The 24,468-nt window shown below is 65.1% G+C and carries 33 protein-coding genes and 1 tRNA gene; 21 read left to right on the top strand and 13 right to left on the bottom strand.

Annotation, left to right across the window (positions count from 1 at the left end; translation table 11 throughout):
• Window position 1 precedes the first annotated feature (1 nt).
• The 3 genes from E2481_RS08770 to E2481_RS08760 form a co-directional block, all read right to left on the bottom strand.
• Window positions 2-2,644, bottom strand: coding sequence for a valine--tRNA ligase (locus tag E2481_RS08770; RefSeq protein WP_136716756.1), 2,643 nt, complete (start codon window positions 2,642-2,644; stop codon window positions 2-4).
• 134 nt (window positions 2,645-2,778) lie between these two features.
• Window positions 2,779-3,279, bottom strand: a complete 501-nt coding sequence (locus tag E2481_RS08765) for a hypothetical protein (RefSeq protein ID WP_136716865.1) — start codon at window positions 3,277-3,279, stop codon at window positions 2,779-2,781.
• Entirely contained in the window at window positions 3,279-3,752 is a 474-nt protein-coding gene (locus tag E2481_RS08760) for a hypothetical protein (RefSeq protein ID WP_136716755.1), read from the bottom strand. Before E2481_RS08760 ends, E2481_RS08765 begins: the two co-directional genes overlap by 1 nt.
• 103 nt (window positions 3,753-3,855) lie before the next feature.
• On the opposite strand from E2481_RS08760, the gene gnd reads away from it, so the two are divergent.
• The 6 genes from gnd to E2481_RS08730 all read left to right on the top strand — a co-directional run bounded on the left by gnd (window position 3,856) and on the right by E2481_RS08730 (window position 8,109).
• Complete coding sequence (gnd, locus tag E2481_RS08755) at window positions 3,856-4,764, top strand: phosphogluconate dehydrogenase (NAD(+)-dependent, decarboxylating) (RefSeq protein ID WP_136716754.1); 909 nt, start codon at window positions 3,856-3,858, stop codon at window positions 4,762-4,764.
• Between the two features lie 111 nt (window positions 4,765-4,875).
• Window positions 4,876-5,460, top strand: a complete 585-nt coding sequence (locus tag E2481_RS08750; RefSeq protein WP_136716753.1) for a 2Fe-2S iron-sulfur cluster-binding protein — start codon at window positions 4,876-4,878, stop codon at window positions 5,458-5,460.
• A 127-nt stretch (window positions 5,461-5,587) separates the two neighbouring features.
• A tRNA-Arg gene (locus E2481_RS08745) sits at window positions 5,588-5,660 on the top strand.
• 315 nt (window positions 5,661-5,975) lie between these two features.
• Window positions 5,976-7,103 (top strand): SPFH domain-containing protein, encoded by a 1,128-nt coding sequence (locus E2481_RS08740; protein WP_136716752.1) that lies wholly within the window; start codon window positions 5,976-5,978, stop codon window positions 7,101-7,103.
• Window positions 7,104-7,487: 384 nt separating this feature from the next.
• On the top strand, window positions 7,488-7,817 hold the full coding sequence (locus E2481_RS08735) for a hypothetical protein (RefSeq protein ID WP_136716751.1): 330 nt from the start codon (window positions 7,488-7,490) through the stop codon (window positions 7,815-7,817).
• Complete coding sequence (locus E2481_RS08730) at window positions 7,810-8,109, top strand: hypothetical protein (protein ID WP_136716750.1); 300 nt, start codon at window positions 7,810-7,812, stop codon at window positions 8,107-8,109. Before E2481_RS08735 ends, E2481_RS08730 begins: the two co-directional genes overlap by 8 nt.
• Before the next feature lie 27 nt (window positions 8,110-8,136).
• Here E2481_RS08730 and E2481_RS08725 read toward each other — a convergent pair whose 3' ends face one another.
• Window positions 8,137-8,304: a zinc ribbon domain-containing protein gene (locus tag E2481_RS08725; RefSeq protein ID WP_136716749.1), complete on the bottom strand. Its 168-nt coding sequence runs from the start codon at window positions 8,302-8,304 to the stop codon at window positions 8,137-8,139.
• 128 nt (window positions 8,305-8,432) lie between these two features.
• Between E2481_RS08725 and E2481_RS08720 the strand changes: the two genes are divergently transcribed.
• Window positions 8,433-8,756, top strand: a complete 324-nt coding sequence (locus E2481_RS08720) for a hypothetical protein (protein ID WP_136716748.1) — start codon at window positions 8,433-8,435, stop codon at window positions 8,754-8,756.
• A gap of 7 nt (window positions 8,757-8,763) precedes the next feature.
• Here E2481_RS08720 and E2481_RS08715 read toward each other — a convergent pair whose 3' ends face one another.
• Both E2481_RS08715 and E2481_RS08710 read right to left on the bottom strand, forming a co-directional pair.
• Window positions 8,764-9,042 (bottom strand): hypothetical protein, encoded by a 279-nt coding sequence (locus E2481_RS08715; protein ID WP_136716747.1) that lies wholly within the window; start codon window positions 9,040-9,042, stop codon window positions 8,764-8,766.
• A gap of 50 nt (window positions 9,043-9,092) precedes the next feature.
• Window positions 9,093-9,413: a rhodanese-like domain-containing protein gene (locus E2481_RS08710; RefSeq protein ID WP_136716746.1), complete on the bottom strand. Its 321-nt coding sequence runs from the start codon at window positions 9,411-9,413 to the stop codon at window positions 9,093-9,095.
• A 138-nt stretch (window positions 9,414-9,551) separates the two neighbouring features.
• On the opposite strand from E2481_RS08710, the gene E2481_RS08705 reads away from it, so the two are divergent.
• On the top strand, window positions 9,552-9,734 hold the full coding sequence (locus E2481_RS08705) for an HVO_0416 family zinc finger protein (protein ID WP_136716745.1): 183 nt from the start codon (window positions 9,552-9,554) through the stop codon (window positions 9,732-9,734).
• Between the two features lie 184 nt (window positions 9,735-9,918).
• Here the strand turns inward: E2481_RS08705 and E2481_RS08700 are convergent, their stop codons facing one another.
• Window positions 9,919-10,398, bottom strand: coding sequence for a helix-turn-helix transcriptional regulator (locus E2481_RS08700; RefSeq protein ID WP_250137766.1), 480 nt, complete (start codon window positions 10,396-10,398; stop codon window positions 9,919-9,921).
• A gap of 232 nt (window positions 10,399-10,630) precedes the next feature.
• Here E2481_RS08700 and E2481_RS08695 point away from each other — a divergent pair, with 232 nt between their 5' ends.
• The 3 genes from E2481_RS08695 (at window position 10,631) to E2481_RS08685 (ending at window position 13,284) form a co-directional block, all read left to right on the top strand.
• Entirely contained in the window at window positions 10,631-10,984 is a 354-nt protein-coding gene (locus E2481_RS08695; protein ID WP_136716743.1) for an ArsR/SmtB family transcription factor, read from the top strand.
• Between the two features lie 44 nt (window positions 10,985-11,028).
• On the top strand, window positions 11,029-11,331 hold the full coding sequence (locus E2481_RS08690; RefSeq protein WP_136716742.1) for a DUF7521 family protein: 303 nt from the start codon (window positions 11,029-11,031) through the stop codon (window positions 11,329-11,331).
• A gap of 111 nt (window positions 11,332-11,442) precedes the next feature.
• Window positions 11,443-13,284: a UvrD-helicase domain-containing protein gene (locus E2481_RS08685; protein ID WP_136716741.1), complete on the top strand. Its 1,842-nt coding sequence runs from the start codon at window positions 11,443-11,445 to the stop codon at window positions 13,282-13,284.
• Here the strand turns inward: E2481_RS08685 and E2481_RS08680 are convergent, their stop codons facing one another.
• The gene (locus E2481_RS08680; protein WP_136716740.1) at window positions 13,285-13,545 is read right to left on the bottom strand and encodes a DUF7533 family protein; all 261 of its coding nucleotides are present in this window, start codon (window positions 13,543-13,545) and stop codon (window positions 13,285-13,287) included.
• A 96-nt stretch (window positions 13,546-13,641) separates the two neighbouring features.
• On the opposite strand from E2481_RS08680, the gene E2481_RS08675 reads away from it, so the two are divergent.
• Window positions 13,642-14,052, top strand: a complete 411-nt coding sequence (locus E2481_RS08675; protein WP_136716739.1) for a hypothetical protein — start codon at window positions 13,642-13,644, stop codon at window positions 14,050-14,052.
• Between the two features lie 51 nt (window positions 14,053-14,103).
• A complete protein-coding gene (locus E2481_RS08670) occupies window positions 14,104-14,730 on the top strand; it encodes a riboflavin synthase (RefSeq protein WP_136716738.1) in 627 nt (208 codons plus the stop codon).
• Here E2481_RS08670 and E2481_RS08665 read toward each other — a convergent pair whose 3' ends face one another.
• Window positions 14,731-15,759 carry a PrsW family intramembrane metalloprotease gene (locus E2481_RS08665; RefSeq protein WP_136716737.1) on the bottom strand — a complete coding sequence of 343 codons (1,029 nt, stop codon included), beginning with the start codon at window positions 15,757-15,759 and terminating at the stop codon, window positions 14,731-14,733.
• 148 nt (window positions 15,760-15,907) lie between these two features.
• On the opposite strand from E2481_RS08665, the gene E2481_RS18970 reads away from it, so the two are divergent.
• The 5 genes from E2481_RS18970 to E2481_RS08645 all read left to right on the top strand — a co-directional run bounded on the left by E2481_RS18970 (window position 15,908) and on the right by E2481_RS08645 (window position 18,518).
• Window positions 15,908-16,030 (top strand): hypothetical protein, encoded by a 123-nt coding sequence (locus tag E2481_RS18970; RefSeq protein WP_256867890.1) that lies wholly within the window; start codon window positions 15,908-15,910, stop codon window positions 16,028-16,030.
• Window positions 16,031-16,121: 91 nt separating this feature from the next.
• On the top strand, window positions 16,122-16,712 hold the full coding sequence (gene pdxT, locus E2481_RS08660) for a pyridoxal 5'-phosphate synthase glutaminase subunit PdxT (protein ID WP_136716736.1): 591 nt from the start codon (window positions 16,122-16,124) through the stop codon (window positions 16,710-16,712).
• 57 nt (window positions 16,713-16,769) lie between these two features.
• Window positions 16,770-17,216: a bifunctional nuclease family protein gene (locus E2481_RS08655; RefSeq protein WP_136716735.1), complete on the top strand. Its 447-nt coding sequence runs from the start codon at window positions 16,770-16,772 to the stop codon at window positions 17,214-17,216.
• Window positions 17,217-17,464: 248 nt separating this feature from the next.
• Window positions 17,465-17,758 (top strand): phosphoribosyl-ATP diphosphatase, encoded by a 294-nt coding sequence (hisE, locus tag E2481_RS08650; RefSeq protein ID WP_136716734.1) that lies wholly within the window; start codon window positions 17,465-17,467, stop codon window positions 17,756-17,758.
• A gap of 175 nt (window positions 17,759-17,933) precedes the next feature.
• Window positions 17,934-18,518, top strand: coding sequence for a hypothetical protein (locus E2481_RS08645; RefSeq protein ID WP_136716733.1), 585 nt, complete (start codon window positions 17,934-17,936; stop codon window positions 18,516-18,518).
• A 100-nt stretch (window positions 18,519-18,618) separates the two neighbouring features.
• On the opposite strand, the gene E2481_RS18670 is transcribed toward E2481_RS08645, so the two are convergent.
• Both E2481_RS18670 and E2481_RS08640 read right to left on the bottom strand, forming a co-directional pair.
• Window positions 18,619-18,792, bottom strand: a complete 174-nt coding sequence (locus E2481_RS18670) for a DUF7556 family protein (protein WP_169302406.1) — start codon at window positions 18,790-18,792, stop codon at window positions 18,619-18,621.
• Window positions 18,793-18,883: 91 nt separating this feature from the next.
• Entirely contained in the window at window positions 18,884-19,246 is a 363-nt protein-coding gene (locus E2481_RS08640; RefSeq protein WP_136716732.1) for a DUF5518 domain-containing protein, read from the bottom strand.
• 150 nt (window positions 19,247-19,396) lie between these two features.
• On the opposite strand from E2481_RS08640, the gene E2481_RS08635 reads away from it, so the two are divergent.
• Window positions 19,397-20,362 carry an NOG1 family protein gene (locus tag E2481_RS08635; RefSeq protein ID WP_136716731.1) on the top strand — a complete coding sequence of 322 codons (966 nt, stop codon included), beginning with the start codon at window positions 19,397-19,399 and terminating at the stop codon, window positions 20,360-20,362.
• A gap of 2 nt (window positions 20,363-20,364) precedes the next feature.
• Here the strand turns inward: E2481_RS08635 and E2481_RS08630 are convergent, their stop codons facing one another.
• A complete protein-coding gene (locus E2481_RS08630; protein WP_136716730.1) occupies window positions 20,365-21,663 on the bottom strand; it encodes a TIGR00341 family protein in 1,299 nt (432 codons plus the stop codon).
• Window positions 21,664-21,735: 72 nt separating this feature from the next.
• On the bottom strand, window positions 21,736-22,941 hold the full coding sequence (locus E2481_RS08625) for a cytochrome P450 (protein WP_136716729.1): 1,206 nt from the start codon (window positions 22,939-22,941) through the stop codon (window positions 21,736-21,738).
• A gap of 153 nt (window positions 22,942-23,094) precedes the next feature.
• Between E2481_RS08625 and engB the strand changes: the two genes are divergently transcribed.
• Together engB and rimI are read left to right on the top strand one after the other, a co-directional pair.
• Complete coding sequence (gene engB / locus E2481_RS08620; RefSeq protein WP_136716728.1) at window positions 23,095-23,712, top strand: GTP-binding protein EngB; 618 nt, start codon at window positions 23,095-23,097, stop codon at window positions 23,710-23,712.
• Window positions 23,713-23,980: 268 nt separating this feature from the next.
• Window positions 23,981-24,466, top strand: coding sequence for a ribosomal protein S18-alanine N-acetyltransferase (rimI, locus tag E2481_RS08615; protein ID WP_136716727.1), 486 nt, complete (start codon window positions 23,981-23,983; stop codon window positions 24,464-24,466).
• Window positions 24,467-24,468 lie beyond the last annotated feature (2 nt).

Below are 24,468 nucleotides of genomic sequence, written 5' to 3'. Positions count from 1 at the left end.
CCTACTCCTTGTAGACCAGAATCGTCGCGTGCTCGCTCTCGATGACTTCGACTTCCTCGCCCGATTCGGCGCGGTGTTCCTCCCGGACCTCGACGGCCTCACCGGGGACGACCGCGACCTCCTCGCCGAGTTCGACTTCGATCTCGCCGTCAAGCTGTTTCTGTTGTTTGATCTCCGCGGGATCCGCCCCTTCGAGTGCGCCGACGACCTGGCCGGCCTGGTCGCGGAACTCCGGTCCGATGACGCTGTGGTCGGGGTCGACCTCGACGGGGACGAGTTCGATCGCTGGCTCGCCCTTCCGGACGTGGACCGGGCCGTTGATGGCCTCCGAGAGGTCGTACGTGTCGACGGCCCGCTCGGGCGTCTCGTCGGGGTACACCTCGATATCGCCGAGTTCGGCGTTCAGTGCCATGCCTTCGTCGGACTTCCAGCCTCGAACCGTCGAGGCCACGTCGGCGATGAGTTCGCCGGCGAGTTCGGCCTCCTCGTCGCGCATGTCGATGTCGGGCCAGTCGGCGGCGTGGACGCTGCCCTCCGTCGACGGGATGGCGTCGTACGCCTCCTCCGTGAGGAACGGGGCAAAGGGCGAGAGCATCCGGAGCGAAGCGGTGAGCGACGTCTCCAGGGCCTTCCGGGCGGCGTTGCGCTCGCCGGGCCGACCCTCGTAGAGCCGGCCCTTGATGAGTTCGAGGTAGTCGTCGGCCAGGTCGTGCCAGACGAACTCGCGGAGTTCCCGCAGCGCCGCGTCGAAGCGATACTCGTCCATGTGCTCGGCCACGTCGTCGGCGACCTGGGAGGCCCGGGAGAGGATCCACTCGTCGGCGTCACGGTAGGCCGGGTCCTCCGCGGTGGCCCCCTCCTCGTCGAGGTGGCCCGTGGCGAAGCGGGTGATGTTCCAGATCTTCGTCCCGAACTTCGAGGCCGACTTGACCTCCTTCCACTGGAACTGGATGTCGCTGCCGGGCTGTCCGCCCAGGGCCATCGCCTGCCGGAAGGCGTCGGCCGAGTACTCCTCGACGGCCTCCTCGGGCTGGACGAAGTTCCCCTTCGATTTGGACATCTTGTTGCCGTCCTCGCCGAACACCATCCCGTTGATGAGCGCCTCCTCCCACGGGATCTCGTCCTCGATGGCCGAAGTCCGGAGGAGGGTGTAAAATGCCCACGTGCGAATGATGTCGTGGCCCTGCTCGCGGAGCGTGGTCGGCTCGAACTCCTCCTCGGGCCAGCCGCGGACGTACAGCGGCGTGATCGAGGAGTCCATCCACGTGTCCATCACGTCGGTCTCGCCGATCCAGTCGGTCCCACCGCATTCCGGACACGCCTCGACGTCGGGGTCTTCCTCGGTCGGCTTGACGGGCAACTCGTCGGGGCCGGCGATGTGGATGTGATCGCAGTCCTCGTCAGCACAGAACCACGACGGGATGGGCGTCGCGAAGACGCGCTGGCGGGAGATGACCCAGTCCCACTCCATGCCCTCGGTCCAGTCCTCCAGACGGTCGTACATGTGGTCGGGAATCCACTGGACCTGCTGGGCCTTCTCCAGGATCTCGTCCTGGTCGACCTCGACGAACCACTGCTCTTTCGAGAGGATCTCGATGGGCGTGTCACACCGCCAGCACTGCCCGACGGCCTGTTCTGTGGGCTCGGAGTCGTTGAGAACGCCTTCGTCTTCGAGGTCATCGACGATCTCCGCCTTGGCCTCCTCGATGTCGAGTCCGGCGTACTCGCCGGCCTCGTCGTTGAGGCGGCCGTCCTCGGTGAACACCATCCGGAGGTCCAGGTCGTGTTCGGCCCACCAGGTCACGTCCTGTTTGTCCCCGAAGGTACAGATCATCACCGCGCCGGTCCCGAAGTCGGGATCCGATTCCTCGTCGGCGATGAGTTCGACCTCGTGGCCGAAGAGGGGCACCTCGAAGCTGTCGCCGATCCGATCCTCGAAGCGCTCGTCGTCGGGATGGACGGCCATCGAGACACACGCGGCCAGCAACTCGGGACGGGTCGTGGCGATCTCGATGTCCTCGGTGTCCTCGTCGGCTCCCTCGAAGGTGATGTAGTAGAGCGTGCCGTCGATCCCCTCCTCGGCCTCGACCTCGGCGTCGGCGATGGCGGTCTCACAGCGCGGGCACCAGTTGACGGGGTGCTCGTCGCGATACACGAGGTCGTCGTCGGCCATCTCGACGAACGAGCGCTGGGTGGTCCCCCAGTACTCGGGGTCCATGGTCTTGAACTCGTGATTCCAGTCCTGGGAGAATCCGAGCGTCCCCATCGTCTCTTTCATCGCGTCGATCTGCTCCTCGGTGTGCTCGATGCACATCTCGCGGAACTCGTCGCGGGGCACGTCCGTGCGGTGGATGTCGTTGTTCTCCTCGACTTTCACCTCGGTCGGGAGGCCGTGGCAGTCCCACCCCTGCGGGAAGAGCACGTCGTCGCCCTGGAGGCGGTGATAGCGGGCGGCGAAGTCCATGTAACACCAGCCCAGGGCGTTGCCGATGTGGAGGTTGCCGGTCGGGTACGGCGGCGGCGTGTCGACGACGTAGTCGGTGTCGGAATCCCCATCGTACTCGTAGACGTCCATCTCCTGCCAGTTGTCGCGCCACTTCGGCTCGACGCTATCCGGGTCGTAGCTGTCGGGTAACTCACTCATGATTTAGATTGCCCTGATAGATCGGTCGGTCCTGTCGAAAAATACGTGCGACTGGTCGTCGCGCTAACGTACTACCGACGACATCAGGCCCATACCCGTGGCTTTGCTCGGTCGAATGTATAACTTTTCGCTTCTCACCGTCTTTCCGAGGGCGCGTCCGACGCGTCCCTGTCTGCCAGGAACACGCCGGCGGCCACCACGACCGCGACCGCGGTCACGCGCGGGTCCGAGGTCACGTAGAGGCTCGGCGTCGGCGGTCGCCACCAGATCGGATACAGCCAGAAACTCGCCTGCCCGTCGGCGTACATTCGCAGTCCGTCGAGGACGAGCGACAGCGTTCCTCCGGCGACCAGCAGACCGAACACGCGCGGTCGGTCCTCGGTGAAACACAGCGTGATACCGGCCGCGATGACGACGACGCCACCGATGGTACTGATCGGTCCGTAAGAAAACGGAAATCCGAGCAGGGCTTCGACTGTCCGTTCGTCGACGAGTATCCCGACTTTGACGAGGTCGGGAATCGCCGCGCCGGCCATCCCGATCGGAACCCAGCGTGGAGTCAGGCCGTCGATCTGCCAGCTCCCGACCGTCAGCAGGACGTACGCGACCAGGACGTGTGTCAGTAGCTCCGCCATCATTTCACCTCGAAACCGATGTCGTCGCGGTCGACTCGCCAGTGTCTGAAAAACAGGACGACGACCAGGAGCGCACCGATCAGCGACACGGCGTACTTGAACGTCCTCGAACTCCCTGCGGAGTTGACCACGACCACGTTGTCCGCCGTGAGGTGGGTATCGGGCCGGACTGTGCCGTACACCTGCAGTGCGCCGCCGGGCTGAACGTCGCGACTGACGCCGCTGACTGTCAGCGGGAGTTCCCCTTGCTCGGTTTCGACCAGTATCTCGACGGTCTCGTTCCCGCGGTCGACCGCCTGGACGGTCCCACTCACGAACACCTGCTCGCCCACGTGTGTCTCGTAGTCAGATTCGAGGGCGTCCCCGGTTGGATACGGCCAGTGGTTCTCGTAGTTCGCGTCGTAGTGGCTCCCCATGCCGACGAGCAGGAGGCCGAGCAGGACGACGCCGAGGACTCTCACACCGGGACGCATTGGGCTGCGTTGCCGGTGGTACCGACTCTCGGTATAGATACGTTTGGGTTCAGTTTCGGGGAGAACCACAACCCCTACCTTTCCACTCGGCGAGCAGTCAGCCATGCATCTCGGAGTTATCGGACTCGGACGGATGGGCCGGATCGTCGTCGACCGCGTGCTCGACGCGGGTCACGACGTGACTGCCTTCGACATCGACGAGGACGCCGTCGCCGACGCGGCCGACGCGGGCGCGAACCCAGCAGACTCGATCCCGGACCTCGCCGAAAAACTGGGAGAGGACAAACGAATCTGGCTGATGGTCCCCGCGGGCGACCCCGTCGACGCCGCGCTGGAGGAACTCGCGCCCCACGTCGACGGTTCGGACGTCGTCGTCGACGGCGGGAACTCGAAGTTTCAGGACTCGCTTCGGCGCGCCGAGGAGACCGAGGCGGCCTACCTCGACTGCGGGACCTCCGGCGGCCCTGCGGGCGCGGAACTGGGCTTTTCCCTGATGGTCGGCGGCCCCGAGTGGGCCTACGAGGAACTGACGCCGGTGTTCGACGCCGTCGCGACCGGTCCCGACGGCCACGACCGGATGGGGCCCGCCGGCTCGGGCCACTACGTCAAGATGGTCCACAACGGCGTCGAGTACGCGCTGATGCAGGCCTACGGTGAGGGGTTCGAACTGCTCGCGAACGGCCGATTCGACCTCGACCTCGAAGCCGTCGCGCGCACGTGGAACAACGGGGCGGTCATTCGCTCGTGGCTGCTGGACCTCTGTGAGGAGGCGTTCCGCGAGGAGGGCAACGACCTCGGGGACGTGGCCGACCACGTCGCCGGCGGCTCCACCGGGACGTGGACCGTCCAGGAGGCGCTCGAACAGGACGTGCCGGTGCCGCTCATTTACCAGGCGCTCACCGAGCGGTTCAACTCGCGGGCGACTGGCGACGGGGAGGGCCGACTCTCCCGGCGACTGGCCAACCGCCTGCGCTACGGCTTCGGTCGGCACGAGATCGCGCGGCGCGACTAGTCGCTCTCACGGTGGTCGGCTCCGGGTACGGGCTCTGCGCCGAGGGTCTCCGACCCGAGAGCGGAGTAGGAGAAGGCAATTCACTTAAACCCGTATTCCGTACCGCCGCATATGGTCGACGTATTGGGTGTCGCGCTCGGGGCCGTGCTGACGCTCGTGGCGGTCGCCATGCACTACTCGAAAGGGACCGGCTGGGAGGCAAACGACGACATCTCCCAGGAGGTCATCGAGAAGCGAGCGGCGACCGTCCCGGAGACGGAGTTCCCCGAGCCGATGAACCGGTCCATCGGTGGTGGCGGCGCTCCGGCTGGGGCTGTCGCCGGCGGAACCGAGGGCGAACTGGCAGAAGGCGGTGAAGAGGAAGAGGACGCGGGCTTCGACCCCGACGCGATCGACGACGACGAGGTCGAAGTCTACGAGATCGAGTTCGCCAAGGAAGGCGAGACCATCGAGATCGCGAACAACGAGAACATCCTCGACATGGGCGAGGAGGAGGGCTGGGATATGCCCTACGCCTGCCGCGAGGGCTCGTGTCTCTCCTGTGCCGGCCACATCGAGGAGGGCCCCGCTCAGGACTACATCCAACACAGCAACAACGACACGCTCAACGAAGACGAGATGGAGCAGGGGTACTGTCTGACCTGTACGGCCTACCCCACGTCCGATTTCACCCTCGAAACGGGCGAACAGCCCTGACGGCTGGCGGTTCACAACGGTTATACCTGCGACTCCAGTAGTTCGGTTCGAGGGCGGCTAGTTCAGCGGACAGAACGCCTGGATTCGTCGCCCCCTCTGCAACGAAACCCGACAATCCCCACGAAGTGGGCGCTTAGCTCAGTGGACAGAGTACTTGGTTCCGGACCAAGATGTCAGGGGTTCAAATCCCCTAGCGCCCGTTGCTGTCGCGAACAATTCGTGAGCAACGCATCGGGTTCGAGGCCGAGTTCACGGACAAGCCCCATCACCAGAAGTCGCAGACTTCTGGTTAGCAGCCAGAACTCTCCGAGTTCTGGCGACACCCTCAACGAGCGAGGCCGTCAGGCCGAGCTAAGTAGGATGGGGTAGTTGACATCCCTCGCCGCCCTCGTCGATACCGTTCCTGGTGTATCCCTGTTTCCAAGAGATTCGCGGAGTGTGTCTCTCGTATAATCAAAAACCGGACGTGGATGAAAATGTCGCCCCTATTCACGCACGGAGACCATATCTCATATATGTTTCATACGACCCCACTACAGGGTGTCACGTCCGTTCCCGGGATAGTTGGGCTGCTGGCGCTGGGGTTGGCAATCGTGACGGTGTGGCAGATGGTGCGGATCGTCGACGCCTACGACAAAGAGGCACTCACCGTGTTCGGTGAGTACCGCGGCTTGCTCGAACCGGGCATCAACTTCGTTCCGCCGTTCGTCTCGCGCACGCACAGGTTCGACATGCGCACACAGACGATGGACGTGCCACGGCAGGAAGCGATTACGCGGGACAACTCGCCTGTGACGGCGGACGCCGTCGTCTATCTCCGCGTGATGGATGCGAAGAAGGCGTTCCTGGAGGTCGACGACTACAGGACGGCAGTCTCGAACCTCGCCCAGACCACGCTCCGGGCGGTGATCGGCGACATGGAACTGGACGACACGCTCAACAAGCGCCAGGAGATCAACGCGCGCATTCGCACGGAACTGGACGAACCCACCGACGAATGGGGGATTCGCGTCGAGTCGGTCGAGGTCCGAGAGGTCAACCCCAGCCAGGAGGTCCAACAGGCGATGGAACAACAAACCGGCGCAGAGCGCAGACGCCGGGCGACGATCCTCGAAGCACAGGGCGAGCGGCGGAGTGCAGTCGAGAAGGCCGAAGGTGACAAGCAGTCGAACATCATCCGCGCGCAGGGGGAAAAACAGAGCCAGATCCTCGAAGCGCAGGGTGACGCCATCTCGACGGTCCTCCGGGCGAAGTCCGCCGAGTCGATGGGCGAGCGTGCCGTCATCGAGAAGGGCATGGAGACGCTTTCCGAGATCGGCCAGGGCGAGTCGACGACGTTCGTCCTCCCCCAGGAGCTCACCTCGCTGGTGGGGCGCTACGGCAAGCATCTCACGGGGAGCGACGTAGCCGCCAACGGACAGCAGTTGGACAGCCAGCGTTTCGACGCCGATACCCGTGAACTCCTCGGACTCGACGACATCAAGGAGATTCTCGGTGAGATCGACGAAGCCGCACAGATGGACGTTGCAGCGCTGGAACAGCAGGCCAAGGCGGTCAAAGATGGGAACGCGAACATGGAAACTGCCGACACGGTAGAGGGAGCCGTCGACGAAGACGACCGCGAACCGGAACCGAAGGAGTAGCTGTCGGCTGCAAGAACCGAGCGCAAGAGAACGCTTCCCCGGTATTCGGTGTCGTGGCCGACAGGAGCCGATTCCGACCAGCCATGTGTTGCACTCGTTCGCTCGGCGAACGAACGCCCTCGCCGCCCACTACTTTTGCAACGAGCGATCCGTCTTCTCGCCGATTCTATCCGCGAAATGCACTGCTGGAAGTGCCAGAATCCGGGGACGGAACGACGATTCTTCCGCTCCTGACCTGTAATATTCCAATACTTATAAATACGAGATACGGTCACATTGAACCAAGGATGGGGGTCCAACTCACAGTGCGAATCGAACCGCAGCGACAGCCGAGTGGGGGTACCGCGAAGACGCGCCGGAACCGACGTGCTGGAGGCCGAGACGATGGTTGACAGCTTCATCGCGCGAGTGGTGCTTGATTTCTCGATTCTCTCGTTGATCGTCGCGTCCATCGTCGAGGTGTACGCGGACGTCCGCGAGAAGGCGATGCCGGAGTTCCTGCCGTCGCCGCTGTCGAACCTGCCGCCGTGTCATCCGGCGACGGCGCTGGCGACGGCCGGTGTCGTCGGCCTCGTTCTCGGGATCGCGATGACCCTGAATCCGCTTCCCGGCGGACGCCTGTTCGTGGGCGTGATCGCGGTCATCGCGTTCCTGTTCTCCGGGGGATTCATCGTCGGCGACGAGGACCGAGATGGGAGTGGATACCATGGTTAAAGTACTGATGACGGTCGGCATCGTCCTGCTGATACTCGGATCGCTCGTCGAGACGGCTGCGGACGTCAGCGGGCGGGACCTGCCGCGATTCCTGCCGGAACCGCTCGCCGATTTCCCGTCGACGCACCCGGCGACGCTCCTGGGCGTCGCTGGCGTCGCCGCGCTCGTCGTCGGCCTGGTTCTGGAACTGGCCTGGGTCTCCGGGCTGTTGCCCGGCGGTCGCGTCGTCGTCGGTCTGATCGCCGTCCTCGCGTTCCTGCTGTCGGGCGGCTACGTGTTCACCGAGGGTTGACGCCCGCGTTCGCGCGTTGAGTGCGTTTCAGGGTCGATCCACCCGTTCGAGTGCGGTCGAATCGCAGTACGGGCAGGTCTGCTCGTCGAGGTCGGCGCGGTACGCGAACTGTCGCTGACAGTCCAGACACTGGTACCGAACCGCCTGCTCGTGATCTGGCGTGACTGCTTCCTTGAGCGAGTCGAGGAGTCCCATCGAATACCACCCTTCGGGCTTCGCCGTGCATGAGCATAAGCCCCAGCCGAGGTGTCAGACCGCGTTCCCGTGGGAGGACATCGCCGACCGGACGGGTTTTTCAGGGCACGCGCCGTAGCGACCCGTCGATGACCGATATCGAGGACGCCGACGACTTCCGGGCGGCACTGTTGGAGCTGCTGGCCGACGCGGAGCGGGCCGGCGTGTCCGCCGACGCGGTGACTGGTCTGTTGACTGCCCACCTGGCCGCGATGCGGGGCGACGTTCGCCTCCCGCTGTCGATGCCGCCGGACCGTGCACGCGAGTTCGCGGACCGAGCCGGTGACCACCAGGGCGAGACGATGCAGGTCGAACTACAGGTCTCCGAAGCCGTTCTCGACGATCTGGAGCTCCAGTTGCAGGTGTTCGAGGCCGGCGACGGCGCTGACGCGCCCGACGGCTCCGGCGACTGATTGGGAGTCAGGACCGCTCGTCGGTAACGGCTGCCGGGCGAAGCGCTCCCTCGTCGCGCTCGACCCGGACCAGCAGGTCACCGGTCTCGAAGTCCGACAGCGTGGGTGCACAGCCCGTCGCGCCAACGTCCGTCCACCCGCAGGTGTCACAGACCGCCGTCTCCATCTCGAACGCGTAGCCCTCCGCCGTCTCGGAGGCGACGACGTACCCGCGGGTGATGGACGCACCACAGTGTGTACACGTTCCGTCGAGCGGTGCCTCGGGCAGGTCGGCGAGTGAAACCATGCCTGGGATACGCGTGTGCCGTACAAGTATCTACAGCCGCGCCCGTGCGCTCACGCCGTTTCGAGGTCGCCGTCCCACCCCTCGTAGCCGTCTTCGAGGTTGGCGACCAGCGTTCCCTCGTCGATGCCCTCGTACGATTCGAGGATGCGTGCGGCCTGGAGCGAACTCTCGCCGCGCTCACACACCAACACGATCTCCTCACCCCACTCGATGTCCGCGATCCGCTCGGCCAGTTCTGGGTACGGGATGTTCTCGGCACCGGGAACGTGTCCCGCCTCGAACTTCGTCGCGGTTCGGGTGTCGATGAGCTGGACGTCCGACCCGTCTCGAAGCCGCTCCTGAAGCTGGGCTGCCGTCAGCGATTCGACCATCACCTGCCCCAACGCACCGACCGCCCCTAAACCTGTTACTGCCGAGAGCGGGAACTCCCCGACTGACGTTCCCGAGACACCGGCCAATATGTGTCGAACCAATAGAGCTATATGGTGGTGTGTTATACCATAGCATGTATGGCGTCAGCACCGAGTAACGACGAACTGTTCGACGAGTTCCTGTCGGACCGCGGGCACGAAGTAGAAGCCGTCGGCTGGGACGAGAGCTACAACAAGAAACAGTGTCCGGAGTGTAGCGGTCTCCACGATACAGACGCGACCGAGTGCTCGGTGTGTGGCTGGGTACCGAATCAGAACTAGCGGTCCGTCTTTTTTTTTATCGCGTCGACTGAGCCGCCAGTCACGTCCAGCGGTCGCGAGTGCGGTGTCCGGACCGGGGGCTGACCTGTGGCGCCGGAGTTCTTTGAGCGGAAGGACGGTGCCCGAGAAACGATAACGGAGATGCCAGTCGGGAGGTCTGGAGCGGGATGTTCTCGATCGAATTTTATAATTCGTCGAGCGAATCGTGAAGGAACAGACCGAGCGCGAGGTGGTGGTACATCGCGCGCTCGATCCGCTCTTTCGCGGCGTCGCCGTCGTCGACGGAGTACTCCTTGGTTCGGACGAGTTCGTGCATCGAGAGTATCCCGTCGCTCTCGATGTCGTGGAGGCGCGGGTAGACGGTGCCCGGACTCAACTCTGCGTCGAACAGCCGCGACAGGTCGTCGATGAGGGCCTTCCCGTGGGTCCCGTCCCGCAGCGCGATCAGCGCGATGAGGATCTCGTCGAGGTTCTGCTTGACGATCTCGTCGTCGAACGCGAACGACTCCTCGACGGCGAGCGTCTCCATGACCGAAGACAGGACCTGCTCGGGGTCGATCTCGCTGCCGGCGCTCGGCCCGTCCGGCGACGGCGCGTCGATTCCAGCGTCTTTGCCAGCCGATAGCTCCTCTATCAGCGTGTTCACCAGCGGACTCGTGCTCACATTATCTCCGGACATGGTACATCACTTGGACTCCATCTACACACTCCTCTCTGGTAGGCATACATAATGGCTCCCCCGCGATTTCCGCGAATGAAAATGGGTATTTATAGGCGTTTTCACGCGCTGAAAGAACCGCGCAGTTCCACCCACTGGGGTGACAGCTCTCGGTCACTTTCTCAGGAGTGATACCGTGCGCAATATCTTTTTACGGGGGTGTACTGAACTCATCGTAGTGGCCGAGGAACGCAGTATCGAGCAGGTCCTCGATACGATCGGAGACGAGCACGCCCGCGAGATACTGGCTGCCATCAGTATCGAGCCCCGGTCGGCCAAGGAACTGGCCGAGGAGTGCGATCTGTCCCTGCCGACCGTCTATCGCCGAATCGAGGTGCTCGAGGAACACGACCTGATCGAAGACCGGACGCTGGTCGCCGACGACGGCAACCACTACAAGATCTACGAGTCGAACTTCGACAGCACTGTCATCTCCTTAGAAGAGGAAGGCGAGTACAAGGTACGGATCTACCGCGAGGAGAACCTCCCGGACCGCTTTAGCCAGTTGTGGGACGAACTCAACCCCGAGTGAGCGTCCGACGTAACTTTATATTGGGCGAGTGATGAATGGCGTCCATGGTTGACACGGTCGCGCTCGCGCGCGGGTTCCTCATCGTTTTACGGCTCATTACCTTCGGTCTGACGCTCGGGATCACGCTCATCAGTTTTCAGGCCTATCGCAAGAAGCGGTCCGACAAACTCCAGACCGCATTCATCGGGTTCGCCTTCATCAGTATGGGCGTCGCCGTCAGCAACGTCATCACCCAGCTCGGAGCCGGTGCAACGGACTCCTCGCTGACCGCTATCTTCCTCCAGATGACCGAGACGATCCCCTTTATCGTGGGGTTCGCCATGTTGTATCTCTCGCTCTATCGCTGAGCGTTCGCCCGTCGCCGTTCCTACCGCCGATCCTCGACGCGAAAAATACCTGCACGCGGTGCCGACTCCAAGCCACGTTGCTTATGGGTGAGTAGGTCCACTAGTGGTCCAATGACCGACACGACGCCAGAAGTGGTCCGCCTGTTCGGTGGGCCGGGTAGTGGGAAGACGACTGCGCTCCTCGACCGCGTCGAGCAGTTACAGGAAGAGGGTGCCGACGTACGGGACATCCTCGTCGTTTCGTACACGCGAGCGGCCGCCGCCGAGATCCGCGAACGCCTCGCCGAACGCCTCGACACGACGCCGCGAGCCCTCCGGGGCAACGTCTGTACGATGCACGCGAAAGCCTACGAACTCCTGAACCTCTCGCGCGGGGACGTGGTGGGCGAGTCCGACAAGGAGGAGTTCTGTGACGAGTACGGCATCGAGTACGAGGACGAGAACAAGGGCGCTCGCCGCCGGAGCGCCCGCTCGACGACCATCGGCAACAAGGTCATCGCGACCAGCCAGTGGCTCCAGCGCACTCGCCGCGACGTGGCCGACTGGTACGACGTGCCCTTCCAGTGGAACGACGAGGAGGTCCGCCTCCCGCCGGAAATCGACGAGAACGCCCAGACCGGCAACAAGTACACGCCGACCTGGCCCTCCGACGACGACCGGATCGACGTGCCCGAGGCGATCCGCGCCTGGCGCGGCTACCAGGGCGAGAACGGCCTCGTCGGCTTCGCCGACATGCTCGAACGGGTCACCCAGCGCTCCCTCCTCCCGAACGTCGACTACCTCGTCATCGACGAGTTCCAGGACATCACGACCCTGCAGTACGACGTCTACCAGGAGTGGAAACCCCACATGGAGAAGATCCTCATCGCGGGCGACGACGACCAGGTCGTCTACGCCTGGCAGGGTGCCGACCCCGACCTCCTGTTGGACGAGGACGTGACCGACGACAACATCCTCCCGAACTCCTACCGGCTGCCATCCCGCATCCTGAACGTCGTCAACAAGGAGATCAGTCACATCGACAAACGCCAGGAGAAAGACCTCGAACCCCGAAAGGAAGGCGGGCGCGTCAACGCCGTCCGCGGGCCGTCGATGCTCGACCTGGTGCGCAACGTCAAGGCGACCGTCGACGAGGACCCCGACGGGACGGTCATGCTCCTATTCCGGGCGCGCTACCAGATGTTCCAGTTCATGGACGAGTTCATCGGCGAGGGCATCCCCTTCCAGTGTCTGACCGACCAGCGGATGTGGACCGACCGCCTCTCCCAGTACGTCGACGCCGTCGAGTCGATCGACGAGGACGAACCCGTCACCGCACTCCAGGCCCGCCGCCTGGCCGACATGCTGGCCGATTCGGCCTTCGGCACCGGTGAACGCGACGACTTCTTCGACGCCATCGACGAGCGCCAGGAGGAAGTCGGGATCGACGACCTCGCCGAGATCGTCGTCGACCCCGAGTTCGTCCGCGAGTACGCGCCGTTCATGCCGGACCCGCGGTCGGCCGCGGACATGCTCCGGAAGGTGACGAACTTCCAGGAGCGCTCCGTCGACGCGTACTTCTCGGGCGAGTACCGGGGGATGGACAGCTCCCGCGTGCGCCTGGGCACCATCCACTCCGCGAAGGGTCGCGAGGCCGACCACGTCTTCGTCGCGACCGACCTCACCGAGAAGGTCGTCGAGCAGATGGCCGCGACCGTCGAACAGGAGGGTCGGGACGTCCCCGGCGTCGAGGAGTTCACCAAACACACCGACCCCGTGCCGACGCTGACCGACAACGAACGGCGCGTCTTCTACGTCGGGATGAGCCGCGCCCGGGAACGACTCGTCCTGCTCGAAGGGCTGGTCGACGGCGCGCCGACGCTGCCCGTCGACGTCCTGCTGGAGAACGAACCCAGTGAGAAGACCCTCGAGCAACTGCTCGAGGAAGCCAAAGAGCCGCTCCCGGCCCAGTAATCACTCGCTGCGCTCGGAGTCGGACTCGCGTTCGGGTTCTTTCGCGACCGTCCCGACGACCGACGCCGCGAGATCGCCGGCGACGTCGCCCGGCGTCGTGATGTACTCCTCGACGAGCACCATCAGGACCGCGAAGGCGACGAACCCGCCGCCGAGGAGTCGCTGGCCGCGAAAGAAGAAGTCGAGTCCCATCATCCCGATGGTCGCGGCGATGGCGACGGTCCCCAGTTGCGTGATCATGCCGACGATGCCCGTGTCCATGTCGTCGTGGCCTTCAGGGCCAGCGGACAAAAGCGATGCGACCCCTGATCCAGTCACTGCGCTGTCTTTTTGTTCGCCGGATGCGTCGAGTCGCGTATGGTCTCCCGCGAAACCCGCGTGTACCTCACCGGACTCGCCCTCTCGGTGTGCCTCCTGATCGTCGCCGGCTTCGTCCTCGAGGTCGGACTCCGGACGACCCAGGGAGCGGTCGTCAGCGTCCTGTTTTTCCCGATCCTCCCGTTCCTGCTGCCACAGCTGTATCTGGCGGCGACGGGTGACGAAACCGAGAACGTCCCGCCGGGGACGCGCATCCGCGTGAGCCTGCTCTTTTCCGGGCTGTGGATACTCTGGCTGTACGGGGTCGTCGACGGGATCGACGGCGTCGACGGCCTCGGACGACTCGTCCTGGGTGGGCTCGCCGCCGTTCTCCTCGGGGGTCTGTTCGTCCACGAGATGATCGTCGGCTACCGGTCCTCGTCGCTGTTCGAGGACGCCAACGCCGACTGACCCGCCAGGGAATGAACAACGCCTTTCGCCCCGCCGCCCCTACCGGCGTGTATGTTCACCGGCATCGTCGAGCAGACTGGGACAGTTCTCGACACCGAGGACGACGAGGGCGGCCGCCGCGTGCGCGTCCAGGCCGACCTGGACGACCTGCATCACGGACAATCCATCGCGATCAACGGCGCCTGTCTGACCGTCGAGGAGTTCGGGAGTGATTGGTTCGACCTCTTCCTCTCACAGGAGACCGTCGAGCGCACGTATCTCGGGACCGTCGCCGAGGACGACATCGTGAACGTCGAGCGGGCGCTGCCGGCCGACGGCCGCTTCGACGGCCACTTCGTTCAGGGGCACGTCGACGGCACCGCCGAGGTGACCGCGATTGATGAGATTGGAGATGACTGGGAGTTCCGCTTTTCGGTTCCCGAAGGCCTCGAACGGTACCTCGTCGAGAAGGGGTCGGTCACGGTCGACGGGATCAGTCTCACTGTCGCCGATCTAGACGACGATTTCGGCGTCGCGATCATCCCGGCGACCTACGAGTTGACGACGCTCTCGGCGAAGTCGGTCGGGGACCCGGTCCACATCGAGGTGGACGTGGTCGCCAAGTACGTCGAGTCGATGCTGGGCAGTGAGGCCGGTGACGCACAAACTCCGTACGCCGAAAAGTACGCCGAGGAGTAGCTACTCGAACTCGGTGCGTTCGGAACTGATCGTGCCCTCCCGGTCGGAACTGCTGGCGTCGCGGTAGGCGTTGTTGTACTTCGAGAGCTTTCGGACGAGCAGATAGCCGAAGAGGCCGTCGTAGACGACGACGAACCCGAAGAAGACGGCGAACTGCGAGACGCCCGTGAGCACCTCCGCGACCGCCGGGACCAGCACCGTCGCCGAGGTGTTGTAGGCCCCGTGGATGAGCGCGGCGATGGTGACACCCTTCACGACGAGGGGGCCGGCATGTTCCTGATTGAACTTCGCCAGTCCGAGGTAGTAGCCCGCAAAGCCCGAGTAGATGACGTGGCCCGGGCCGGCGAGTGCTCGAACCGTCGTGATGCCTGCGCCGGCCTCGATGAGGTTCATCGACTGGGCCAGCGACTCGACCGACTGGGTGATGTAGAGGGCGTTCTCGATCGTGGCGAAACCCAGGCCGGCGACCGCGCCGTAGACCGCGCCGTCGATGACCGCGTTGAACGATTCGGCCCGGTAGGCGTGCAAGCGGACTGCGAGCAGTTTGACGACCTCCTCGACCGGGCCGACGACCAGGAAATAGAGGGCAAGCACGCCCAGGACGGGGACTGCACCGAAGCCCGACCCAAGCCCCGACGCGATGCCGCCGAGCCGGCTGTTGAGGATGCCGGCGAAGCTGGCAAACAGGATGCCGAGCAGGAACGTCGCGACCAACGCTTCGAGCGGTTCGGCGGCCGTAACGTCCGCGTACCAGAGGTACGCCGCCAGAACGAACGCGGGGACGACCGACAGCAACACGAATGCCCCGACGCGGGGGTCGGCCAGCAGGCCGAACCCGCCCAGGGCGAACTGGCCGATGAGGATGAGTACTGCAAGCGTGATGACACCCCATCTGACCGCGGAGACAACCATCTCGTAGAGCCAGACGGCGAATCGATCGAAACCCGACCTGACCTCCCAGTCCGAGATCTCGTAGAGGTCCGTCGACCCGTCGGTCCTGGCCTCGACCGGGTCGCGTCTCTCTGCCATGTTCGCACGGTAGCCCGGCGCACACCTAACGCTTTGGCTCCCGGCCACGCCGATGCACGCCGGCTCTCATCAAGAGACGAATAATGATTATATTCTTTTAATCCGATTTAGGACTAGCCTTTTCGGTGGTGAGTTGGTCCGTACGGTAATGACACGCTACAGCGCCAGTCGCGGCATTATGTACACTGCGCCGCCGACTGACGACCAGGAGACCGACGACGAGGCGACCGCGGAAGCCGACGCCGCCGAACCGACGCCCGCCGACGACTGAGCTCGTTCTGTCGTGCGTTTTCACGACCGGGAGCGACCGCTGTCCGGCCGCAAACGGTGGGGTTTTTTCGCTGCCCGACCTACGGCGAGTGATGACTGTCACGGCAGGCGTCGTCGCCGTCCAGGGCGACGTCAGCGAACACGCCGATGCGATTCGGGCGGCCGCCCTCGCTCACGACGAGACCGCCGAAGTCCGCGAGATCCGCCAGTCCGGGATCGTTCCCGACTGCGACCTGCTCCTGTTGCCCGGCGGCGAGTCGACGACCATCTCCCGACTGCTCCATCGCGAGGGGATCGCCCAGGAGATCGAAGCGCACGTCGACGACGGGAAGCCGGTGCTTGCGACCTGTGCCGGGCTCATCGTACTCTCGGCGGACGCCAACGACGAGCGCGTCGACTCGCTGGGCCTGCTGGACGTCAGCGTCGAGCGCAACGCCTTCGGCCGGCAGAAGGACAGCTTCGAGGCACCGCTCGACGTCACGGGCCTCGACGACCCCTTCCACGCGGTGTTCATCCGCGCGCCCCTCATCGAGGACGTGGGCGACGCCGAGGTGCTGGCCGAGTGGGACGGCCGCCCGGTCGCGGTCCGGCAGGGGCCGGTCGTCGGCACCTCCTTCCACCCGGAACTCACCACCGACCACCGGCTCCACGGACTGGCCTTCTTCGAGACGGTACACGGGTAGCACGGGGCTGGCGGCCCGGAGGTGTGCCTTTTTCCCGGCGCGTCACCTGGGACCCGTATGGACGCCGCAATCGAGGGGGTCCGAGTCGCGAGCACGCCGACCGGCCCCGTCCCGGTCGTGCTGCTGGCACCCGACGACGAACCCGACTTCCTCCCCATCTTCATCGGCTTCGACGAGGCCGCCAGCATCGCCCGCGGGCTGGACGCCGAGGACATCGGCCGCCCGCTGACCCACGACCTCACGCTGGACATCGTCGAGGAACTCGGCGGCCGCGTCGAGCGCGTCGTCGTCCGCGATATCGAGGACGGCACCTACCTCGCGGACGTCCACCTCGCGACGCCCCGGGACGGCGTCGTCGTCGACGCCCGCCCCAGCGACTCGCTGGCGCTTGCGGCCCGGACCAACGCCCCCATCGAAGTCGCCGACCACGTCTTCGAGGACGGCCGGCGCGATCCCGACGAGTTCGACGATCTCGAGGACATCCGCGAAGTGATGGAGGTCTAACCACCTTTTTTACCGAGGTCCTCGGGTCGCACCGCGACCCTCAAACCCCGGTAAAAAATCTGGACCAAAAAAGGCGCGCCCTCCGGGCGCGTGAACCGCGCTCGGCTTCGTCGCCGGACTACGTCCGGCTGCAAGAGGGACCTCCGGTCCCTCCCTGCTCGCGCGGATGCTGGTGTAGTCGCCCTATGAACCCCGGCTCACGACGCTCCTGCGAAGAAGTCATGGCCCAGTAGTGTGCAGGGATGGACATGGACGACACCGACGCCGTCCTCGACGACCTGTTCGCCGTCATCGAGGACCGCAAGGAGAACCTGCCCGAGGATTCCTACACTGCTTCGCTGTTCACCCACGAGAAAGGCGAGAACGCGGTGCTGGAGAAACTCGGCGAGGAGTCGACCGAACTCCTGCTCGCTGCCAAGGACGACGACCGCGACGAGATCGCCCACGAGGCCGCCGACATCGTCTACCACATGCTCGTCTTGCTGTCGATGAAGGACATGGACGTCGAAGCCCTCCGCACGGAACTGCGCGACCGCCGCTAACTGCTGCTGTTTTTGCACTCGTCGGTTCGCTCGGGGGCGTTCAACGCGCCCGCCTCCGACTCGACGATCGACAGCCAGACGTCGCCTACCGGGTGTACGTCGAGCCGCCGTCCTGTGTCGTCGGTATCGACCCATCGACCGAACGTTTTTTATAACGGAAGCTGTTCCTCTGGCCGTGTCCCCGACAATCGACTCCGACGACCTTCCGCTCGTAGAGGGTGCCATCGCCGGCGCTGCCGCGTGGATAGCCGGCTACGTACTCACGGCCCTCGTCGTCCTCGTGCGTCTCGAGGACTCCAGACTGGGCGAGATATCCAACAATACCGGTGACGCTGGTAGCGTCATCGACTTCGCCGGATGGGTGTTTTTCAACAGCCACTTCGTCGAAATCGTCGTTTCGGGCGATTTTCTCGGATTCGGTGGGTCGAGTACGGTATCGTACATCGGCGGTGACGGGTTCTCGCCGCTTCTGTACCTCGTCCCGGTGGCGCTACTGGTCGGTTCCGGGTTAGCTATCGGCCGGTCGCAAGGTGTCTCCGAGACGGCAAACGGCGCGGTCGTCGGCGCGCTCGTCGTCCCGCCGTATCTGGTGCTCTCGGCCATCGGCGCGGTGCTGTTCCGCGTCTCGACGGAAGGGTTCGGTGCCAGCTTCAGCGGGGAACCCGAACTCCTGCCGGCGATTCTGCTGGCGGGTGTCGTCTTCCCCGCCGTCTTCGGTGCTATCGGCGGCATCGTCGCCGCGAACACCGGGACTGAATAATCAGTGCCCACGGCGTTGCGGACGACCGCGACGAGATATCCATGCTCGTCGTGCTGTCGATGGAAGACGTAGATCTCGAAGAACTGCGCGAGCGGCGCTTCTAGCGGTGGGCGTTCAACGAGACGGTTTCCCGCTCTGCCACCGACAGCCAGGAGCCGTCTCGGCTGATGTCCGCGATGACGTAGTCACGACCTGCCTCGCTTTCGTCGACTACTGAGACGATGTCCCGGCGCTCCCTCACCCGTCCATCGACCGATCGAGCTTCCTGGCTCATGGTCACTTGTTGCCCTGCATGTGTTATGAATGTTGTGGACTGGTCTATATAGGTTACACAATACACAATACTGGTCGATATTTATGAAAAATCATCGGGCCAGCAACCCGCCGACCGCGCCGCCGATGGCGCTGTCGATCGCCAGGACGAGCGCGATGACGGCACCGACGACGAACACGCTCGCGCCGAGGAAGCCCCCGACCGGGCCGGCGGCGATGCTCCCGACGAATCCCGCGCCGAGGCCGAACAGGGCGGCGAGGACGATGCCGCCGATAGCACCCGCCAGCAGTCCGTGCCAGGTGCCGCTCCCGATGCCGCCGCCGGCGACGTAGCCCGCGGCGAAGCCGCCGATCAGTCCCGCACCGATGTGGCCGATCACGGGAAGGGCGAACGCGAAGAGGCCGGCGACGATGCTGACGAGGAAGCCGATACCGACGGCGCGCCAGTTTGTCATGCCTCCCGGTTGGGCGTCCGGAGAGAAAAGCAACGGTGTCGGCGTCGCTGCTGGATGGTCGTGTGATATGGGCGACTCACGTGCGGGGTCCCGTCACAGACCCGGTTCGAACGGACGCCCTTTTATGGCCGTATCTGTTACGCATAGCAAATGATTCTCGAGGACCTCCCGACGACGCCCACGTCGGAGGAGTTGATCGACAAGGCCTTCTCCCGGGCAGCACGCGCGGGCCGGGCGAAATCCGGCTACGAGGCCCAGCAGTCGATGCTCCAGACGGCGTCGAACATCGTCTCGGACAACCTCGAGAACGTCGTCACCGCCTGGCCGGACATCGACGATCTCGACCCCTTTTATTACGAACTCATCGACGCCATCGTCGGGGTCGACGACCTCCGCCAGCACCTCTCGGAGCTGATGTGGGCCAGTCGCAAGGCCGACTCGATCCGCGACGAGTACCAGACCCGCTTCCGGAACGTCGACGCCGAGGGGGCCAAGAAACTGCGCAAACAGGCGTTCGCCAGGGTCGCCGACATCGTCGAGGAGGTCGAGGACGACCTGCTGGCGGTCAACGAGGCCCGCAACGCGCTGCGGGACCTGCCGGATATCCGCCCCGACGAGCCGACCATCGTCGTCGCGGGCTACCCCAACGTCGGGAAGTCCTCCTTCGTCAATCGCGTGACGAACGCGCGCAACGAGACGGCCTCCTACCCGTTCACCACCACGGAGATCCGCGTGGGCCACATCGAGCGCGACCACATCCGCTATCAGCTGGTGGACACGCCCGGGCTGCTCGACCGCCCGCCGGAGGATCGAAACGAGATCGAGTCCCAGGCCGTCAGCGCGGTCGAACACCTCGCCGACGCGGTGCTGGTCTTCCTCGACGCCAGCGGGGAGTGTGGCTACCCCATCGAGGTCCAGTTGCAGCTCCGGGACGCGCTGGTCGAGCAGTTCGAGGACGCGCCGGTCCTGACCGTCTGTAACAAGAGCGACCGCTCGCGGGACGTCGAGGCCGACTACTACATGAGCGTCACCGAAGGCGAGAACGTCGATACCGTGCTGGATGCGGCCGTCGACGCGGTCGGGTACGAGCCGGAACTGCCCTTCGACGAGAACTAAACTCAGGTCGCGCGCTCGGTCGTGACGTATCGAACCTGCACGTCGATGTCGTACCCGGTCGTGCGCTCGATGCGGTCGTCGATTCTGTTCGCGAGGCCGCTCGCTCGCTCGTCGATATCAGGTGGGACGCCGACAGTGACGATGACGGCCTCGGGCTGTTGCAACACCACGCCCTCCGAGAACTCGACGTCCGTCGACAGCAGCGTCACCGATTCGTACTCCTCGCTTCCGACGACGGTCTCGATGTCGGTTCGGATGTCCTCCTCGGTCACGGCGTTCTGGTAGGTGGTGTAGGTGACGCCGCCGAGGAACACCGAGAGGACGCCGATGGCCACCAGCAGGACGGCGACGCGTTTGAGCATCGCGCTGCGGGCCTCGTCGAAGCGGAACCACCGCTCCGGCCGGTAGCCGTTGTACCAGAGGACGGCGATCGCGGCGACGTTGATGGAGAGGCCGTTGACCAGCGCGAGGATGCCCGAGCCGAGGCTCACCATCGGCAGCCCCCAGGCGATGCCGATGCCGACGGTTGCGGCCGGCGGAATGAGCGCGACGGCGATCATCACCCCGACGATGGCCGAGGAGACGCCCGCCGACAGCGACAGCGCGCCGGCGATGCCGGCCCCGAAGGCGATGGCCAGCGAGAGGAAATCGGGGGCCAGCCGTTCCTGGATCTCCGGGACGGCCGTGACGTCGATCCCCGGCGGGACCAGGTGGGTGTAGCGGATGACAATCGCGAACACGGCTGCGCTCACGACGGCCATGCTCATCCCGAGCACCTGGAGTTTCACTCCCCGGACGAAGAGGTCCTGTTCGTCGATGACGGTCCCCACGCTGGCGGCCATCGCCGGGCCGATGAGCGGTGCGATGACCATCGAGCCGACGACGACGGCCGGCGAGTCCAGCAGCAGGCCAGCCGTCGCGATGATGGCGCTGATGACCGTCATCGCGACGTAGATCCGAATCGAGGGGGCCAGGTCACGGGCCCGCGCCTTCAGCTCCTGGCGAGCGATACGGTCCTCGTCTTCCTCCTCGGCGTAGCGCTCTTCGAGTTCCTCGAACTGACGGGAGACGACCGTGCTGGCCTCCATCACGACCGTGTAGGCCTCGTCGTCGATGCCCACCTCCCGGAGCTGTTCGAGGACGGGCTCGACCGCCTGCGTCGGTAACGGTGCGTAGACGACCGCGGTGTACTCTCGGCCACTGGTCTCGTCGGTGACGACGTAGTCGACGCCCTCGTCGTCGAGCGCACCGAGAATCGCGTCGCGTTTGCCTGTGGGAATAGTGACCTGAACGAGCCGCACAGTCGCCTCTCGTGGGGCGGGGGCAAATAACGTCGGGAAACGCGGAGCCGGCCGGCCCGACGCCCGGAGCCGTCAGTCCGCCGCGTCGAACCGGATCGGTAACCGCTCGACGCCGCAGTAGAACGCGCTCGGCATCGGTTCGAGCGGCTCGTCGACCACCTCGATCCCGTCGAGTCGGGCGAGCAACCGACCCAGTGCGACACGGGCCTGGAGCCGCGTCAGTGATCCGTCCGGGCCACAGTGGCTGTCGTGCCCGAACGCGACGTGTCCGGTCGGTCGACGGTCCGGGCGGAACGCGTCTGGGTCGTCGAACTGCGCCTCGTCGCGGTTGGCCGACCCGAGCCAGGCGACGACCGGGTCGCCGGCCTCGATGGCGTGGCCCCGGAGTTCGGTATCGGTCGTCGCGACGCGGGGCAGCGCCTGGACCGGCGACCGGTAGCGCAGGACCTCCTCGATCGTTGCCGCGAGCGCGTCGCGGTCGCCGGCGACTTCCTCGTAGCGGGTGGGCTGTTCGTCCAACGAGCGGACGGCGTTCCCGACGAGGGCGGTGGTCGTGGCGGTCGCTGTTCCGAGCAAGTCGAGACAGTCGTTCAGTACGTCGCCTTCGCTCGGGCGGTGCCCGTCGGGACCCGTCGTCGCGACGTGCGTGAGGAGGTCGTCTCGGGGGATGGCCCGCCGCTGTTCGAGGCGGTCCGCGACGTACGCCCGGACCTCGCGGATCGTCCCGTGCGGGCGCTCCGCGGTCGCTCCCGTGCCCGCGTCCGTGACCAGGGCCGCAGACCACTGCTCGAACCGGTCGCGGTCGTCGGTCGGGACGCCCAGCAACTCCGCGACGACGACGGCCGAAAGCGGCGCGGCCAGGTCCCCCACCACGTCGAGTCGCCCGCCGTCGGTGGCGTCGTCGAGTAACTCGTCGGCGATCCCGCGAACGTGTGGCGCGAGCGCATCGACGGTGTCGGACTGGAACCGATCACCGTCGAGACTCTGTATCAACGCCGAACGCGGCGGGTCGCTCCCCCGGAGCGACTGCGGTCGCGCCCCGTCGGTGAACCCGATGCCGTCGGTTCGGGACGGGTCCGCGGCGAACGTCTCCGAATCGGCGAGGACCCGCCTGACGTCGTCGTAGCGGAAGACGTCCCAGACCCGTCGGTCGTCGTCGTATCGGACCGGTGTTTCGGCGCGCATCTCCCGGTACCAGTCGAACGGTTCGAGCCGCGCCGCTCGCGTCGAGAGGGCCTCGGGCATCGCCACGGCCTGACGGTGACTCGCGTTCGCCATCCCACGAGGGTGAGACGCGTGGACGGGTAACTATACGCTGGTTACCGCGGCCGTCCGGCCGACCTCGCCGGTAAGGCCGGCTTATCGAAGTGATCGACCCCGCTCGGACGCGGCGCTCGCCACGCTTATCCGGGCCAGTCGCCTACCGCGGGTATGTTCGAGTCGCGGCCGGATCGGAGCGCGGAAGTGGTACTCGTCGGACGGTCCAACGTCGGCAAGTCCACGCTGATGCGCGAACTGACCGGCCACACCTTCGATACGGGGCAACGACCTGGCGTCACCCGCCAGCCCAACCACTACGACTGGACCAGCGAGGACTTCGTCATCACGGACCTGCCGGGCTTTGGCTTCATGTCGGGCGTCCCCGACGACGTCCGCGAGGAGATCAAAACCGAGATCGTCCGCTACCTGGAGACCCACGCCGAGGAGATCCTGACCGCGATCCTCGTCGTCGACGGGAAGGCCGTCATCGACATCATCGATCGCCACTCCGGTCCCGACGAGATCCCCCACGACGTGGAGATGTTCCACTTCCTGCAGGAACTGGAGATTCCCGTCGTCGTCGCGGTCAACAAGATGGACAAGGTCGACGACGAGGACGAGCGACTCGACGCGCTCTGTGACCGCCTTGGCCTCTATCCGCCCTGGAAGCAGTGGCAGGACACCATCGCACCCATCACCGCGAAGCGCGGCAGCATCGACGCGCTCACCGACGCCGTCGGTGACAACCTCCACGACCAGCAGCGCGACGACCTCCTGAAGTTCTTCTGATTGCTCTTCTCTCCGGCAACACGTATCAATATTTGAAATAATCGGTAACGAACTCAGCTCCTTCCCGGCAGGCCTCGCCGTCAGATGGCTCTGTTAGCACTCGAACTGTAGAAAACGGGGGTAGAGGGGGGTGTTGGGGGTGGCACCCGAACGGGTGCGCCTGAGTTTTCACGCGTGATACCAATCAATCTTCCGGTGGGTTCGATGGGGTATGAGCGGTACGTACACGGCCGATGGGGCTTAGTGGGCGGGTGTCGTAGGTGGCACCGTGACAACGCCTGCATCCGAATCGAGTCCGGGGACGCCGACGGTTCGGCAGGCGGTCAAGGCCGACCTGCTGGCGATCTTTCGGATCGAGAAAGCTTCCTTCCCCCAGCCGTGGCCCTTCGCCGCCTTCGAGCGGTACGTCGGCGAGCCGGGCTTTCTGGTCGCGGAGTTCGGCCGCGGCATCGCGGGCTACGTCGTCGCCGATTCGGTCCCGAACCACGGGAAACCGCTCGGCCACATCAAGGACATCGCCGTCCACCCGGACCAGCGGGGCCAGGGCGTCGGCACGCTCCTCCTGGAGCGGGCGCTCGGCGTCCTCGCCGCCCAGGGGGTCGCCTCGGTGAAACTGGAGGTCCGGGAGTCCAACGACACCGCGCGGTCGCTCTACGAGACCTTCGGGTTCGACCACGCCCGGACGATCCCGCGGTACTACGACAACGGCGAGGACGCGCTGGTGATGCTCGCGGACATCGACGGTAACAACTGATT

The organism is Halorientalis salina (assembly GCF_005049285.1).
GTDB lineage: Archaea > Halobacteriota > Halobacteria > Halobacteriales > Haloarculaceae > Halorientalis > Halorientalis salina.
Note: the sequence above shows the minus strand (reverse complement) of the source record. Positions and strands in the feature narration are given on the sequence as shown.